Below are 16,942 nucleotides of genomic sequence, written 5' to 3'. Positions count from 1 at the left end.
AAATTATGTCAACCAGCTTCCACACGATGTGGTGACTTCTGCGTTGCCCACACGACGTGGGCGATTTTAGTAGAAGTTCATTACCTCGAACCTTATCGTTTGATGGCTTTTTGAACCTCCTCTATAAAGCTTTAATGGTACGCCACAAAGCTTACAAGCAGCCAAATCAGTACAAAGCTTACAATAATGGTTATGTTCACTAAAGTACCGACTATTTTTGTATTATATTTATATCTGATGGCATATACAACTGTTGTTGTGGAGGCCGGTAGAATAAAACCGATTAAAACGGTATTCGCAAGCATTGGGTAATCAGAAAGCAGCCAGAAAAGGCTGAATCCCAAAGCCAGCCCCGATCCGTATTTCACAACTAAATACTTTCCTATCAAAGGAAACCATGACTTCTCAAAGGAAAAGTTTAAATAAAGACCCAGTAACAATAAAGATAATGGCATATTCGCTACCGAGATAATTGCTGCTGTATCTAAAAATAAGTCTGGCAGATGAAATCCTGAGAAATTCAAGACTACGACAAATATATACGTTAGAAATGGAATCGACCGGATGAGCGGACTGAATGCTTCCCGCAAATAAACTTTTGATGTTCCTTTTGCAAAATAACCAGCTATAAAAAAGCATATTCCAAATACAATAACCGCATTACCTACATCAAACATACCGAAATGCTGGATTCCTTCCCTTCCCCATATTGCTTCTACAAGGGGAAAGGCGAATAGGCCGACATTAACACCAGGTACCATCATGGCAGCCATTCCTTTGATATCCGGTTCCGCTGAGCGAAAAGCAAAGATACCAATTATTGCAGCAGCCGTGCCGAATAAAAGAGAAATGATAATAAGTGAAATAAGAGATAAAGAGATCTCCATCTGATCAAACGTTACAATCACTAATGCAGGTAAGGTAATATTAAAGACAATTCTTGCTATTGTCTGCCCATCTGACTCTTTTAAAATTTTTACTCTTTTCAAAAAATACCCCAGTAAAATAATACATACAGAAATAAAAAATTGCAGTTGAAACCCTTCCAAAATTTTCTCTCCTTTAATACATTAAAAAATGCACCTTTGCTATCTTATCATAATCTCATTTTCGTTCATACAGAAAGGCTCTATGTTTTAAATCTGTTTCGTATTTATATATTTATGGAAAGATTTCTATGTGCTGATTCTTTCTTTAATCAATCATCAGGAGTTGAATGCAATCGACAGGAGTTGTATGATGGTACTAACGTTTGGGTATATGAGGTGATATAAATGAAGCTGATTTTATTTGATGGAGAATGTCATGTTTGTGACAGCTTTGTGCAATTTATTCTGAAAAGAGATAAACAACACCAATTCCTTTTTATTTCTTTACAAAGTGAGGCGGGAGCATTTATTCGAAGGAAATACCGGGTTCCTGATAATCTCGACAGTGTACTCCTGATTGATGGAGAGAAAATATTCATTAAATCGGATGCCGCTTTACAAGTGTTACAATCTATACCTGCCCCTTGGAAAATGCTAACAGCTGCTAAGATTCTTCCATATTTTATCCGGGATGCGCTTTATGATTTTGTAGCGCGCAACAGATATAGAATATTCAGAAAAAAACAAACCTGCCGCCTTCCTACAGCACAAGAACGGAAGCAATTTGTCGAGTCGAAAGCGGATTTAGCAGAGAAAAAACCTTTCGCATAAAATAAAATATCATTTCCGAGAAGCTTCCCCTAATCTGCTCAGAAATACCGGCATTATCGTCAAATTGCTTTAGTTAAATGAACAGCAATTAGATTGGATCAACCGCATTTTATTTATCCGAAAGGTCTTTGTTTAATTGTTCAAAAAGTTCCAGATTTGGCCTTGAAAATCAAGGCGATATGATTTACGGACAGGCTCCGGTAATTTCCTTCATCGCCCTGTTGCTCCACACAATGCGGGTATTCTTAGCAGAGGTGCCTCTATGCTTTTGAATACCTGAGCTTTTCATCGCAAAGGTTTTCGTCGGGCCGAGCAATCACCGTCCCCGTCCAACCGGAAAAGTCATATCAGCTAAAGCGTTCTCCGGTATCATTTGTAAACTTTTTAAACATCTGCTTTCATTATTTATCCTCAATCTCTTCTTCAATCCCATAATCCTCACCAAACTCTGTTCGGAAGCTTGTTTGCAGATTATCCGAATCCTGGACGGGTTCATCCGCTCCAGAAAATAAAGTTGTCAGATAATAAATCGCACTAAGCCCAACAAGTCCATAAATAATTCGAGAAAGGATAGCGGTTTGTCCGCCAAAAATAGCTGACACTAGATCAAATTGAAAAAATCCAATTAGTCCCCAGTTGATACCACCAATAATCAATAAAGTGACTGCAATCGCATGTAGTGTTTTCATTGTCTCTCACCTCCTCACTGCTTATCTTTTGCCTAATCATTTATTTCATACTGGCACTGTTTGGGAATTCACTTTATAAGGTATCGAAGACAAGCTGAAGGGTCTCCATACACGCCACATGGAGACCCTTCATATAATATATTGTTAATTAGTCAGCAGCACTTTCTTTATTTTATCCAGCGCCCAGTCGAGTTCTTCTTTCGTAATAATTAATGGCGGGGCAAAACGAATCGTTGTTTCATGTGTTTCCTTACAAAGAATTCCGCTTTCCTTTAATGCTTCACAGATAGAACGGACAGGCTTGTTAAATTCCATCCCAATAAACAAACCTCTCGCCCGTACTTCCTTTAAGTCAGGATGATGGATGGCGGACAATTCAATCGCAAAGTATTCGCCCAGCTCAAGGGATTTACTGGCAAGTCTTTCCTCTTCAATAACATCTAATGCAGCCATAGAAACGGCACAGGCTAATGGATTTCCGCCGAATGTCGAGCCGTGTGAACCAGGTGTAAATACATCCATAATATCTTTATTAGCTGCAATGGCAGAAATAGGCATCACTCCCCCACCTAACGCCTTTCCCATCACGTATATATCCGGCTCAACATTCTCCCACTCACAGGCAAACATCTTCCCTGTACGGGCCAAACCCGTCTGCACTTCATCAGCAATAAATAAAATATTTTCCTCATCACATATTTTTCGCACTTCCTGTAAATAGCCTTCAGACGGAATCAGAATACCGGCTTCTCCTTGAATCGGCTCCAAAATAACTGCTGCCGTATTTGGTGTAATCGTTTCTTTTAATGCTTGGATATCTCCATAATTTATCTTGTAAATACCAGGAACAAACGGACCATAGTTAGTTGTTGCGTCCGGGTCCGTTGATAATGAAATCGCATTCATTGTTCTGCCATGAAAATTACCTTTAGCTGCAATAATCTCGGCCTGGTTATCCTCTATCCCTTTTTTCTCATAAGCCCATCTGCGGGCGGCTTTTATCGCTGTCTCTACAGCCTCTACTCCTGTATTCATCGGCAATACTTTATCTTTGTTTGTTAATTTCGCAACGCGTTCCGTCCAAGGTCCTAATAGTTCATGATGAAAAGCTCTTGAAGTAAGTGTGACTTTATCCGCCTGATCTTTTAACGCTTGAATAATCTTCGGATGCCGGTGCCCCTGATTGACAGCTGAGTATGCGCTGAGCATATCCATATATTTATTGCCTTCAGGATCCTTCACCCAGACTCCTTCCGCTTCTGCAATAACTACCGGTAATGGATGATAGTTGTTTGCACCATAGGCAGAAGTCAGTTCCATGATTTCATTTGATGTCACCATAATAAGCCGCCTCCTTCAATTTTATGCAAAATGTTTCTCTCTATTTAAATGTGTGTTCAAAAAGTACGTTTTGTCGGACTTTTTGAATATCCTCTTTAAGCATAATCATTTGTTTCAGTACACGTCAAGCCTCTTATTTATTTTCATGAAGATGCCAAAGGAGAGAACTTTTTTTATTCTCTCCTTTTCAATCTGCGTTTACTCCAGCGCCCCTTGCAGCAATTTCTCTACATCTTCATCTGTCAGCTGATTATTCCATAAATCCTTTGTTTGGATCATCTGCTCAATCAGCTTTCTTTTTTTCTGCTGAAGTTCAAACATTTTATCTTCAATGGTTCCTTCTGTCAGCATCCGAATCACGGTAACCTCATCTGTCTGACCAATTCGGTGCGCACGATCTATTGCCTGATCTTCTACAGCTGGATTCCACCATGTATCATATAAAATAACTGTATCTGCACCAATTAAATTTAACCCCGTTCCGCCTGCCTTTAATGAAATCAGACAAAGATCATTTTTCCCCTGATTAAACGAACGGCAGATTTGTAATCTGTCCGCAGCAGGTGTCTGCCCATCTAAATAGAAGTAAGGGATTTCCTCTATTCGTAGCAGTTCAGCGATACGCTGCAGCATTTGCGTGAATTGAGAAAAAATCAACATACGCTTTCCAGAACGTCTGGCATCCTTGACAATTTCCATTAGCCGCTTAAGTTTAGCTGATTCACCATGATAGTCACGCACAAATAATGCCGGGTCACAGCAAATTTGTCTTAACCTTGTCAAGCCTGCCAAAATACGAATACGATTTTTTCGAATTGTCTCCCGGTCTAAATGCTTAAATTTCGGATGTCTCAATTTAGACAAATAGGAAATGTAGATTTGCTTTTGATCCTCTGTCAGCGGAACACGTTCGATATATTCTGTCTTTTTCGGTATATCCGCAAGCACATCCCATTTTTCTCTTCGCAGCATAAAAGGATGCACTCTCCGCAGCACCTGGTCATTCGTAAGCTGCGCAAAATCCTTTAAACCGCCGAGTAATTCCGGAAATACAATATGAAAAACCGACCACAGATCCTCTAGTTTATTTTCTAAAGGCGTTCCGGTTAAAGCAAATTGATAGTCAGACGTCAATTTTTTCACCGTTCGAAAAACCTGGGTCGCAGGATTTTTAAACATTTGCGCCTCATCAAAAATAACCGTCTGAAAAGCAATATTTCTTTTCAGCCAATCAATTTCATTTTTCAAAACACCATAGGAAACAATCCACACATCCTGCTCTTGCAATGCTTTCTTTTTTCGATTCCTTTCCTTGATACTTCCTTCCAGAATACCGGTGGAAACAGACGGAGCAAATAATTCCCATTCCTGCTTCCACTGATGGCACAGGGATGTTGGACAGACAATAAGGACAGGCATCTTTTTCTCTGTCTGCTGCATTTTCGTCATACAAAAAGCGATAGCCTGCACCGTTTTCCCTAATCCCATTTCATCTGCCAGCACACCGCCAAGTCCTGCTTGAGCCATTGCCAGCATCCAGCGGACACCATCCTGCTGATAAGGCTTGAGAATCGATGCCATCTCTTTTACGATTGGATACTTGTCATTTGCCGGCAGTTGAATATCATGAATCATTTCCTTCACAGCTGCTCCATCCGCCAGATAACCATTCTCCTCCATCCGGTATGCAAATGATAAGCCATCCTTCAGCGACAATTCGATCTCCTCCAGCAATTCAGACGGTGTCATCGCAACAGAAAGCAAATATTGTTCCAATTCTTTTATCTCTTCTGTTTCCAGTGTCAGAAAGGAACCATCCTTTAATCGATAATAAGAGCGCTTTTCTTCTATCGCATCAAGAATCTGTCGAACCTCCTGCTCCCAAAAGCCTTTCACCTGAAAGGAAAAGCTAAGCCAATTAGTTCTGTCACGTTTGTGCTTCACCCGGATAATCGGTTGAAATCGCTTTTTGCTAATTTGATTACGCACTGCATTTGTGATAAAAACATCTGCTATCTTATACAATTCTGGCAAGGAATGGTATAAGAAGTCATATTCAAGCTGCTCATGCTGCAAAATAAAACTGCCATCCGTATTTGCAAAACCGCTTTTTTCAAGAAAAGCAATGATTTCTGCTTCCTTTTCCTTATCACGGCGAACCAGGCTTGTCTTTTCAAAGGGGGTAATTTTCTTATCACCATATCGAAATTCCAGACCAGCGAGAAGACGATTATGAACACGGTCTATATAAACATTTGCCTTAAGTGGTGTAAAGAGACTCTTCAGCGTTCCGGTTGTGTCCTCCACCTCGCCAATCCGCTCTAAAAGTGCTGAAATAGAAACCATTTGCTCCCTGCTCACAACAATTGTTTCCGTTTGTTTTTTCCATAGCTGTTCACATAACGTAATCAGCTGTTTTTCTTCCTCTGTTAATAAGTAAAGGGAACCTTGCTGATACATAAGCTGATAAGGAAGCAAAAAAACTGTATCATTTCTTTCTAAAAAGGTGATGGAATAATTGACACCTGTTTCATAGACACGAAAAGAAAGCGGAGGCAGTGCATCATAAAAACCTAATGGCTGCTTATGATAAGCATTTATTTCCATATATAGAGATACGAGCGAGCTGGAAGAAAGTAATTTTTCCATGCGTCCCCAGGCTGTTGCCGGGATAGAAAGCCAGCTTGTATTACCTTCAAAGGATTTTCCAATCATTTGCTGATCCTCATAAACATGGATAAGCTGTTCTAAAATCTGATTACTGTCATCTTCAAAATAAAAATTTGCAGCATTATAGGACTTATTGTCGGTGATAGAAAAATATGCTCCGTCTTTCAATGCTTGTAAAAAAGCAATGATGTCGGTAACTCGCATGCCATCAATTTGAACGGCCATCCGTAATGCCGCTCGTTCCGATTCTTGAGGTATCCGTAAATAAAAATGAATCGGAATAGCTTGTCTTGTTTCAAAATAACCGCGATGGCGGAATTCCTTGTCCGGCTTTCCCGTCAACGGGGAACGATCTGTTTCCGGCTGCTCTGTTTCATGTATGCCGATCAAAACAGCAGCAATATGCTGGCAATCCAATGTATAAGAACCAAGCTTTGGACAGCTGCACGCAATACTTTCTATTTTATGATCCCGATACGTTAAATGAATATGAAAATCATCTGTGGTCCTGACCGTTCCAATAATCTCCTGAGGAAGAAAGGCTAACTGTACACTCCCCTTCTTCCACAGACGTTCTCCATATTTATAGGACAACTCTCCGCATCGTTCTTTTATTTCCTGTTTGGATATCCATACCATTTTCCGCACACCTTTACATTCATTTCTCATACTGCAATGATTAAAGCTTATTTTCTTTATAAAGTGAGGCTTTATTCAATGAAGGTTCTCTTTTTATCTCCCACTGAATGATAGTACCACAAGGGCATGCACCTAAAGGTATGGCCAAAAACCAGTCTCCTAAAGGCCCTTGAACCAATCGGACCGTTACTGGCTAGTTAGATCTCCCACTTAGAATTTTCGACTTCCCTCTATTCTTGCAGCGGGAGTCTTACAGCCAGTTAACTGCGATAAATAAGCATCAATTTCGTTTTTTTACTTCATATCCAGATTTACATTTCACGAAAGAGGTTAACTTGTAGTATGATATATCTATTGTTTATTATAAAGCAACAATGCATGAAGATAAACAATTGATCATTTTAAACATAGCTTCTGATCAGCCGGATGCAAGCTGTAGAGCTGTTTCATATCGATTAGTCTATTTATAGAAAGGATTTCACTATGTCAATTCAAGAAGAAGTACAGAAAAGAAAAACATTTGCGATTATCTCGCATCCCGATGCCGGGAAAACAACTATGACAGAAAAGTTACTATTATACGGCAATCTGATTCGTTCTGCCGGAACTGTAAAAGGGAAAAAATCTGGCAAGTTCGCCACATCTGACTGGATGGAAATTGAAAAACAGCGTGGTATTTCTGTAACATCCAGTGTGATGAACTTTCAATACGAAGGTTTTCATATCAATATTTTAGACACGCCGGGACACGAAGATTTCAGTGAGGATACGTACCGGACCTTAACCGCTGTCGATAGTGTTGTGATGATTATTGATTCCACGAAAGGAATTGAAGCACAGACGATTAAATTGTTCAAGGTGTGCCGTATGCGCGGTATTCCTATCTTTACCTTTATGAATAAGCTGGACCGGGAAGGGAAAGAACCGCTCGCTTTATTAGAGGAACTGGAAGAAGTGTTAGAAATTGATACGTACCCGATGAATTGGCCAGCCGGTATGGGCAAAGGGTTCCTGGGCATTTTTGATCGGGAGAATGAGCAATTTGTGCAGCATCACCCAGGTGCAGAAGAAAGCTATATTCCTTACAAAGAATTAGAAAGCCATCCGGAATTAACGGAAAATGCAACCTATCAAGATGCTGTCAATGAATTAGAACTCGTTGAAGAAGCCGGAAATATGTATTCCGAAGAAGCCATTTTAAACGGAGAATTAACTCCTGTTTTCTTCGGGAGTGCACTCTCTCCATTTGGCGTTCAAACTTTTTTTGATTCCTTTATCCGCTTAGCACCAAGTCCGACATCACGCAAGTCAACCAAAGGCGCAGTCGATCCCGGGGAAGAAGATTTTTCCGGATTTATTTTTAAAATCCAGGCAAACATGAATCCCGCCCACCGTGACCGGATTGCCTTTTTACGTGTATGCTCCGGAAAATTCACACGCGGTATGAGTGTCCAGCTGGCCAGAACTGGAAAAGAGCTAAAGCTGGCGCAGTCCCAGCAGATGGTTGCTTCGTCCAGGGAGACCGTCGAGGAAGCATATGCTGGTGATATTATCGGTATTTATGATCCAAATGCCTACCAAATTGGTGATACATTACTTACAGGAAGAGAAAAATATGAATTTGATGAGCTGCCGCAGTTCCCGCCGGAAATCTTTAAAAAGGTCATGGCGAAAAATGCCTTAAAGTCAAAGCAATTTCGCAAAGGCATTGAACAGCTTGTCCAGGAGGGTGCGATCCAGCTATTCCGGGATAAATTAACAGATTCCTTTATTTTAGGTGCAGTCGGTGAATTACAATATCAGGTCTTCACCTATCGCATGGAAAATGAGTACAATGCAGAGGTCATCATGGAGCCCATCGGTGAACGCATCCCAAGATGGCTGAAGCCGGAGCAAGCTGATCCTTCCTTGTTTGACGCCGGAAATCTGCTGGTTCGGGATCGTCAAGATCAGCCGCTTGTTCTCTTCCGGAATGAATTTGCATTAAACTGGTTTAAAGATAAAAACCCGGATGTTGAGCTGATTGATCTTTTTGAAACGAATAATTATCAATAATAGAAATGGAGGCTGGATTAGATGCAATGCAGCCTCCATTTTTTTAGTTTTCTCATCAGCCGTTCCATATAAAATACCTTTTGAAGAAGGCTGATTTGCATATGGAAACAATTAAAGTTAGGACTATTCCAGATTAGCATGTCTAAAAAACATATCTTCATCTGATTGATTCTTTTTATTTTTTAATGTAACAATCATACTGTCATAAACTAACCAGCTCAATTGTTCAAAAGATGACCCTTTCGGTTGCAATGAAGTTGAACCAAATTCTCCTTCATCTACTTTAGAAGTTACTCCAGGCAAAGTAATATAAGCATCAGCTAAGGAACCGACTGTATTTGCCGGGAAAATAGTCAGAGTCGCAACAGCCGCTCCGACTTCTTTGGCTTTTTTAGCCATTGTTACCAAACTGGCTGTTTCTCCAGAGCCTGATCCAATAATCAACAAATCCTCTCTCTGTATAGAAGGAGTAGTAGGCTCTCCGACGAAATAGGAATGATAACCAAGATGCATGAGCCGATTGGCAAATGCTCTGGCTGCAAAACCGGAACGTCCAGCGCCTGCTATAAAAATTCTATCAGCTTTCTCAATCAAGCGCTCAACATTATCTAATTGTTCCCGGTCGATTTCTTGAGCATTAGCAGCTAATTCTTCTATAATCGCTATTAAATGATTATAACTGGACATATTATCAAGCACTCCCTCTACTGTTAATAACCTCTTTAATATACTTAGCCTCTTTCACTGGATCTTCTGCCTTCGTTATTCCTGTACCAACAATAATAATATCTGGATGCAGTTCTACATATTGATGGATCGTTTTACTATTAATCCCTCCAGCTACCGCTATTTTTGCTTTTTTTGCAAATTTTTTCATCACTTTCAAATCATCAAGCGGTGTTCTTCCTCCAGCTTGTTGATCAGCACCTGTATGAACAGCTAAAACTTGCACACCAATTTCTTCCAACTCATTAATTTTCTGAGGCAAATCTTCCACACAAATCATATCTGCAACAATTTGTTTATTAAATATATCCGCAGCTTTCAAGCATTCCTTTGCTGTTAAAATATCTGTCACTCCTAACACAGTGACATACTCTGCTCCGGCATTAAATGCTAATTCAGATTCAAAATATCCGCCATCCATAATTTTCTCATCAGATAAAATCTCTTTCTCAGGAAACTTTTCTTTAAAACTCCTGACCCCTCTCATACCCTCTGATATAATTAATGGAGTACCAATTTCAATAATGTCAATATACGCTTCTACTTTTTCTACAAATTCTAATGCTTCTTCCAATGGTAATTCATCTAATGCCAGCTGTAATTTCATAAATTTCTCCTCCAACGTATCAATTAATTATTTTATGATCGAATGATTGTTAATCCTGATGTTTTTGCAGGGTATGCTAGTAATTCTTTCAATTCATTATCTAGCTTCATTAAGGATAAAGAGATTCCATTCATATCGAGGGATGTTGCATAATCTCCTATTAAAACCACTTCTACACGATGATTTTGTTTTTTCAACACTTCTTCTATCGCATCGTATAAAACATATAGCTCCATCTTTGGCGTACTTCCTAATCCTGACAATAGTACAGCTATATTTTGTTCCCTATCAAAAGCAAAATCATCCAGTAATGCATCTGTCATCATAGCAGCAATTTCCGCTGCACTTTTTAATTTCTCTACTCGTATGCCCGGCTCACCGTGATGGCCAATTCCAATTTCCATCATTCCTTCTTCTATCTCAAAATTAGGTGTTCCTGCGGCTGGTATTGTACAAGAGCTTAAACCGACACAGATACTCCTGGTGTTATCTGCAGCTTTTTGTGCTACAGCGATTACATCATCCAGCGTCCCACCTAAAGCTGCTTTTGCTCCTCCTGCTTTCCACATATATACACCACCTGCAATACCATGTCTTCGATGCCTTGTTTCTTTTGGAGAAGATGCAATATCATCTTTAGCAGTTACAAATTTTACGTTAACCCCTTCTTCCTCAGCCATCTGAATTGCCATTTTCACGTTCATATTATCTCCGGCATAATTGCCAAAAAGACACGCTACACCCTCCCCGCTGTCAGCTTCTAAAATAGCATCATAAAAAGCTTCTGCGGGCGGAGAAGCAAAAACTTCTCCAACAGCAACTGCATCTACCATATTTTCACCAACATACCCTAAAAAAGCTGGTTCATGCCCGCTTCCTCCTCCAGTTACAATTCCAACTTTCCCTGTTTCCGGAGAATTTTTTCTTTTAACTACTCGATCGTTATTTGCTGATTTTTCAATAAATCCTTTATAAGCTTTTACATATCCTTTGATTAAATCATCAACAATGAATTCTGGATTATTAATAAACCGCTGCATTGCTATCTCCTCCTCAGCTTTCTGCATTCACTATCTTTGTAATAGAACTTGAAAACGCTTTTAATATAAGATAACAAGAAGTTGCACCTGCATCCTGGTGTCCTAATGTCCGATCTCCCAGTCTGCTTCCACGTCCTACTTTCGCGGTCATATTTTTAGTGTTTTCTAATCCTTCTTTGGCTTTAGCCATCATTTCATTTAAGCAGTCAGGTAAGCTATGGTCATTTTTATAATTTATCTTATAAGCAGTTATTGCTGGGCTTAAAACATCAATTAACGTTTTATCTCCTTCTGAAGCATCTGTAATCAGTGTTATATTGGAATATGCTTTTTTTAACATTTCTAAAATAACTGAACTGTCAATCATTTCTTTTTCTTTAGATGCAACACTTAATCCTCTGAAAAAATTTCCATACAACGGTCCCATTGAACCGCCTATTTTGCTTATCAGCGTCTTACTTATCACTAAGAACCCTTCATTCATATTTAAATCTGAACCGGCAATTTCCTTATCAGCCATGTTGAAACCTTTACTCATATTAATTCCATGATCCCCATCACCTACTGCTGCATCAACCTTGCTGAGATAGTCTCTATTTGATACAATTTCTTCGATAATCGCATGTACGACAGTAATACCTTCTTTATTGGAAAAACGCATAACATCCTCCTAAGATATTCACATAAATTTTTGAATTTTTCCTGCTAAACATTGAATTTATCTTTTAACTCCTTGTACTTCTCTTCTATTCTCTGGCACAATGAATTATTTTCCTCCATACCTGTAAATACAGTTATTGCTTTACGAATCCCGTTCCTTTTAATAAATTTCTCTAATTCTACAGCTTCATCATCTGCATCATTACGAAATAAAAATGCAGATGCTATTCCAAGCAGTAAATTTTCATTTTTTAATTGATACGACTCACATTGAATCGCAGGTGCTACTAATCGATCATCCACATGGAGTTTTCGGATTGGCGACCTGCATACCCGATTTATCGTATCCTGGACGCCAGGAGTTTGAAAGCGATGGATTGCAAAATCAATATAAGTTAACAATTCATCTAACTGAAAGTCATATTTCTGCTCTAATAGTTTGGCACATTCTACCATCGTCTCTCTTATTTCATTAACAATCGTTTCATTTTGAAAAACATCCTGAATAATCCTATAGCCATGTACATAGCCTATATATCCTGCCCAAGCATGTCCGCCATTAATAATATATAACTTTTTCTCGATATACTTTTGAAAGTTAGCAGTATAATAAACATTTTCTAAAGGTGGATTAGAAGGTTCTGCTAATTTTTCTTTTTCTACAATAAGCTCAAAATCTTTTCCTATATTAATAACGTTTAAATCATTTCTTGTATCTTCTATTACCATACGATCCACCGTTGTGTTTGGAAAACAAGCAATTTGATTAATTATTTCTTCAGATATGTGGAGATCACTTTCTAAGATAAACCCCTTTAACATATCCGAATTAAACATTGCATTTTCACAAGCCAGTATATTTAGCTTTGGTTTCCCAGCTTGTTGTCTCGCTTTTAATCCCTCTAAAATCAACGGCGCTATCTTTTCCAGATTATTTGCCCAAACAGAAGTGGTCAGGATATCTGCTTGAGAAATTTCCATGATAACTTCTTCTCTATTGTTTACCGAAGAAAGTGCTTGTACATTTGAAATTGTTTTTTTACGATAATTTTCTTCAATCACATATAAATCGTAGCTGTTTGTTTCATTTATCTGTTTTATAATCTGTTCATCTACATCTACAAAAGTCGTTTCGTAGCCAGATTCAAATAATAAATCTCCAATAAAACCTCTGCCTATACTTCCTGCACCAAAATGAACTGCTTTCATTTCATCCCAACTCTCTTTACGCTGATTTATAATATTCCTGTAATCGCACCAATTAGAGCTACTGCGATAATAAGAAGCATGATGACAGCAAAATTTTGATTTTTCTTAAGCAGCCACCAATAAATACCCAGCACTACCGCCAGAGGTAATAAACCTGGAACAATACTATCAAGAACTTCTTGTAATACAAAAGGCTCTGTTTCACTGCCAAAAGAAAATTGTATTGGTGTACTCACTGCGACATAGGTTGAAGAAAGCGCCCCCATCATAAACAAACCTAATGTACTTGCACTTGTAATTAATTGTTTGATCTTACCTGATTGCAATAGGTCTTTTATAGAGGCTTTCCCAGTCTCATAACCAGCTACAGAAAGGTTTAAGCCGATGATAATCTGAATCAGAGGTAACAGCAGTAAAATAAAGGCTCCCAAAATATTTCCAGCAGCAGATAAGCTGGCTCCAAGTCCAAAGATAATCGGCTTAAGGGTAGCCCAGTCAATGGAATCTCCAATTCCGGCTAAAGGCCCCATCAACCCTGTCTTCATCCCCGTAATTCCATTTCCTTCAATCGGCTCTCCTTTGGCTTTTTGTTCTTCCATAGCAATGACAACACCATTAATTGGTGCACCGAAAACTGCTTCTGTATTATAGAAAATCAGGTGTCTTTGCAAGGCCTCTGCAAAGTCTTTTTTATTTGGATATAACTTTCTTAATATCGGAACCATGGAGGTTGTGAACCCCAATGCTTGTAAACGTTCATAAGAAATACCCATCTCAGCAAACAAATAATAATAAAACCAGCTTTTTCTTACATCTTTTCTTGTAATCGGAGTATGTGAAGCTTCTCTTATTAAATCCTGCGCTTCTTTTTCTTTCATGTTACTGAACCCCCATTTTGTTATTTTGATATACATTTAGCAAAATAATGATACAAATTCCGAATATAGCTACCCCCATGATTGGTAATCCGCTAAATTGAACAAGAAAATAACCGATAAAAAACCAAGGCAGCAATTGTTTTTTTCCAATAACAAACATCGTTAAAGCAAATCCAAGAGCCGGTAATAATCCTCCTGCTACACTAAAACCGTGCAATAGCCATTCCGGCACATTATTCATAAAGTTTTCAACAGCATTAGCCCCATAGAGGTTTGCGAAAAAAGGAACTGGAAAACGCATAAAGAAACTGAGTATGGTAGGATATAATATCGCTGAAAGAACCACTTGTTTTGCATTTCCTTCAGCAGCAAATTTATCTGCCATATGAACAAACACGACGTTGACGGTTTTTCTTAATTGATCAATAAATACACCCATGACACCAACCGGAACTGCTATTGCTATCGCTAGTTCTGTACTTAAATTTGCGCTGATAGCAATGGGAATAGCAATCAAACCAGCTAAAGAATCATCAGCCGGCAAATTAGAACCGGCAGCAACTAATCCGATATATAGAATCTGGACACCTGCACCAATAATTAAAGCAGTTTTTAAATCCCCCATGATGATACCTATGGGAATGGCAGAAAATAATGGCTGCCTGATTGCGTGAGTAATGCCATAACCAATATCTGTTTTACAAATCCAATACCATAAACCAGTAAATATAGCAACAGCTAACATATCCATCCCATTTCACCTAGCCTTTACTTTTTCAATTTTTTTACTGCATTATCTAATTTTAATTTAGGTTCTTCAGGTGTTACTTGAAATGTTACATCGGTTCCCTCTCCTTGCATTTCCAACAGCATATCGGCATCATCCTGATCAATCGCTATTCCTTTTACAACAGAAGTTCGTTTATTTCCACTTCCCAATCCTCCAATTTGCAGCGATTCAAAGTGGACTCCTTTTCTATATACATGAAGAACATCTATAATACTCTTAAATAAAACTAAAATTTCCCCATGATCATATTCGCCCGCTTGAGCTTGTCGTACAAAATTTTCTTCAGATATAACCTCTACTTCCATATCTGGCGGAGCAGCCATTACATAGATATCACTCATAAATTCATCTTCGGATAATGCATTATTAACTACGATAATTTTATTTACGGAAACCTTATTTCTCCATTTTGTAATTACTTGACCATGAATAAGCCGAAAATCAACACGCACAAGCTTGATACCCTGCATTAAATACGCTCCCTTTCATTCATAATTTTAGTAATATTTCGTATACCGTCTGAAGCAGAATGTATTATCTTCTGCATTAAATCCGATATTTCCATCTGCGTTCTTGACATCTCTGCCTCGACAATCATTGGTAAATTCACACCAGAGACAGCATAATGATTTTTGGAAAAAGTGGCAGCTATATTAGAAGGAGTACCTCCAAATATATCTGTAAAAATAATGGATCCTCCTGGAGCATCGTTTAGAACTTCATTTATTTGATTTTTAAGTTCTAAAGGATCCATCTCTTCTAATAAAGAAAAACAATAGATATCTTGCATTTGCCCCATAATCATTTCTGCACTTCTTTTCAGTTCCTCTCCAAATTTCCCATGTGTAACGATAAGAATCCATGGTTTTACAACGTCTTCATTGCGCATGAAATCCCTCCTAAACAATTAAATTATTTCTAAAGGCGACAATGCTTATCACTTAGCCTTTAGACTTCCCGCCAGTTACATTTACAATCGTTCCAGTTACATAACCAGCTCTCTCAGAAGCTAAATAGGTTACAAGATCAGCTATTTCTTCTAATTTACCTACCCTGCCTAACGGAATTACTTTTTGATAATCTAAAGAAATATTCTCTGCCTTTACTCCTCTGGTGTATGCTAAATCTTCTACATGTTTAGGGTGTCCCATTGGTGTAGGTTCATTAATTCCTGGAGCTACTCCAACCACTCGGATATTAAAAGTGCCCAATTCTTTCGCCCAAGATAATGTCATGGAATTCACAGCACCTTTCGTAGCAGCATATATACTTTGACCTTTGGAACCTTCTGCACCTGCTTCTGAACTAATATTAATAATTACTCCTGATTCTTGCTTAATCATCACTTTTGAAACAGCTTGGGCACATAAGAAAACCGCTTTTTGATTGACATTGACCATGAAATCAAAGTCTTCTTCCGATAGCTCATGTTTCTCATCTTCATTAAAATAATCTACCAGCAATCTGGCTCGATTCACTCCCGCATTATTAACAAGACAATCTATCTTCCCATATTGAGACATCACTTCATTTACTAATTTTGTAATCTTTTCTTTCTTCGTAACATCGCACTTCATATAGTGAATATTATTATCATGATAGTTTTCAGTAACAGACATGTCTGCAACAATTACCTTCGCACCATTTTGATGAAAGCTCTCAACTAATTTAGCGCCAATCCCAACACAGCCGCCTGTTACAATGACAACTTTACCCTCTAAATCTAACCATGTGTTCAAAATATATCACCTTCCCTTAATTATCATGACATCATGACGTCATGATATAAATTTATCACTATAATTCATTTTTGTAAAGCGCTTTCTTTTAAAATTTTCTAAAATTATTAATTTAGTCACAAAACCTGTAGATTCTAATTTGTTTTACAGCGCTATCAACAATATATATAATAAAGGTGGTAATGACATCATTATAAAA

At 38.4% G+C, this 16,942-nt stretch carries 16 protein-coding genes; 2 read left to right on the top strand and 14 right to left on the bottom strand.

The features are described 5' to 3' along the window. Positions 1-131 precede the first annotated feature (131 nt). On the bottom strand, positions 132-1,049 hold the full coding sequence (locus FLK20_RS14135) for an AEC family transporter (protein WP_152657243.1): 918 nt from the start codon (positions 1,047-1,049) through the stop codon (positions 132-134). Positions 1,050-1,274: 225 nt separating this feature from the next. On the opposite strand from FLK20_RS14135, the gene FLK20_RS14130 reads away from it, so the two are divergent. After that, positions 1,275-1,700 carry a thiol-disulfide oxidoreductase DCC family protein gene (locus FLK20_RS14130; protein ID WP_152657242.1) on the top strand — a complete coding sequence of 142 codons (426 nt, stop codon included), beginning with the start codon at positions 1,275-1,277 and terminating at the stop codon, positions 1,698-1,700. Between the two features lie 401 nt (positions 1,701-2,101). On the opposite strand, the gene FLK20_RS14125 is transcribed toward FLK20_RS14130, so the two are convergent. The 3 genes from FLK20_RS14125 to FLK20_RS14115 form a co-directional block, all read right to left on the bottom strand. Then, positions 2,102-2,389 carry a DUF378 domain-containing protein gene (locus FLK20_RS14125; RefSeq protein ID WP_152657241.1) on the bottom strand — a complete coding sequence of 96 codons (288 nt, stop codon included), beginning with the start codon at positions 2,387-2,389 and terminating at the stop codon, positions 2,102-2,104. 144 nt (positions 2,390-2,533) lie between these two features. After that, positions 2,534-3,730, bottom strand: a complete 1,197-nt coding sequence (locus tag FLK20_RS14120) for an ornithine--oxo-acid transaminase (RefSeq protein WP_152657240.1) — start codon at positions 3,728-3,730, stop codon at positions 2,534-2,536. 198 nt (positions 3,731-3,928) lie between these two features. After that, a complete protein-coding gene (locus tag FLK20_RS14115) occupies positions 3,929-7,039 on the bottom strand; it encodes a DEAD/DEAH box helicase (protein ID WP_152657239.1) in 3,111 nt (1,036 codons plus the stop codon). A 483-nt stretch (positions 7,040-7,522) separates the two neighbouring features. Here FLK20_RS14115 and FLK20_RS14110 point away from each other — a divergent pair, with 483 nt between their 5' ends. Next, positions 7,523-9,094 (top strand): peptide chain release factor 3, encoded by a 1,572-nt coding sequence (locus FLK20_RS14110; RefSeq protein ID WP_152657238.1) that lies wholly within the window; start codon positions 7,523-7,525, stop codon positions 9,092-9,094. Between the two features lie 123 nt (positions 9,095-9,217). On the opposite strand, the gene hxlB is transcribed toward FLK20_RS14110, so the two are convergent. From hxlB to FLK20_RS14060, 10 genes are read right to left on the bottom strand one after another with little or no spacing between them, the layout of a single operon-like run. Continuing rightward, positions 9,218-9,781, bottom strand: coding sequence for a 6-phospho-3-hexuloisomerase (hxlB, locus tag FLK20_RS14105; RefSeq protein ID WP_152657237.1), 564 nt, complete (start codon positions 9,779-9,781; stop codon positions 9,218-9,220). Positions 9,782-9,785: 4 nt separating this feature from the next. After that, positions 9,786-10,427, bottom strand: a complete 642-nt coding sequence (gene hxlA, locus FLK20_RS14100; RefSeq protein ID WP_152657236.1) for a 3-hexulose-6-phosphate synthase — start codon at positions 10,425-10,427, stop codon at positions 9,786-9,788. A 32-nt stretch (positions 10,428-10,459) separates the two neighbouring features. Then, complete coding sequence (locus FLK20_RS14095; RefSeq protein ID WP_152657235.1) at positions 10,460-11,467, bottom strand: dihydroxyacetone kinase subunit DhaK; 1,008 nt, start codon at positions 11,465-11,467, stop codon at positions 10,460-10,462. A 13-nt stretch (positions 11,468-11,480) separates the two neighbouring features. After that, on the bottom strand, positions 11,481-12,128 hold the full coding sequence (dhaL, locus tag FLK20_RS14090) for a dihydroxyacetone kinase subunit DhaL (RefSeq protein ID WP_152657234.1): 648 nt from the start codon (positions 12,126-12,128) through the stop codon (positions 11,481-11,483). A gap of 44 nt (positions 12,129-12,172) precedes the next feature. Next, positions 12,173-13,336, bottom strand: coding sequence for a mannitol dehydrogenase family protein (locus tag FLK20_RS14085; protein ID WP_152657233.1), 1,164 nt, complete (start codon positions 13,334-13,336; stop codon positions 12,173-12,175). Positions 13,337-13,362: 26 nt separating this feature from the next. Next, positions 13,363-14,214 (bottom strand): PTS system mannose/fructose/sorbose family transporter subunit IID, encoded by an 852-nt coding sequence (locus FLK20_RS14080; protein WP_152657232.1) that lies wholly within the window; start codon positions 14,212-14,214, stop codon positions 13,363-13,365. A gap of 1 nt (position 14,215) precedes the next feature. Beyond that, the gene (locus FLK20_RS14075) at positions 14,216-14,965 is read right to left on the bottom strand and encodes a PTS mannose/fructose/sorbose/N-acetylgalactosamine transporter subunit IIC (protein WP_227995062.1); all 750 of its coding nucleotides are present in this window, start codon (positions 14,963-14,965) and stop codon (positions 14,216-14,218) included. Positions 14,966-14,982: 17 nt separating this feature from the next. Further along, positions 14,983-15,474, bottom strand: a complete 492-nt coding sequence (locus FLK20_RS14070; RefSeq protein WP_152657231.1) for a PTS sugar transporter subunit IIB — start codon at positions 15,472-15,474, stop codon at positions 14,983-14,985. Then, positions 15,474-15,893: a PTS sugar transporter subunit IIA gene (locus FLK20_RS14065; RefSeq protein WP_152657230.1), complete on the bottom strand. Its 420-nt coding sequence runs from the start codon at positions 15,891-15,893 to the stop codon at positions 15,474-15,476. Before FLK20_RS14065 ends, FLK20_RS14070 begins: the two co-directional genes overlap by 1 nt. A gap of 52 nt (positions 15,894-15,945) precedes the next feature. Continuing rightward, complete coding sequence (locus tag FLK20_RS14060; RefSeq protein WP_152657229.1) at positions 15,946-16,746, bottom strand: SDR family oxidoreductase; 801 nt, start codon at positions 16,744-16,746, stop codon at positions 15,946-15,948. Positions 16,747-16,942 lie beyond the last annotated feature (196 nt).

Origin of the sequence: Oceanobacillus sp. CFH 90083 (genome assembly GCF_009389585.1) — a bacterium.
GTDB lineage: Bacteria > Bacillota > Bacilli > Bacillales > Amphibacillaceae > Oceanobacillus.
This window is presented reverse-complemented; position numbering and strand designations above follow the sequence as displayed.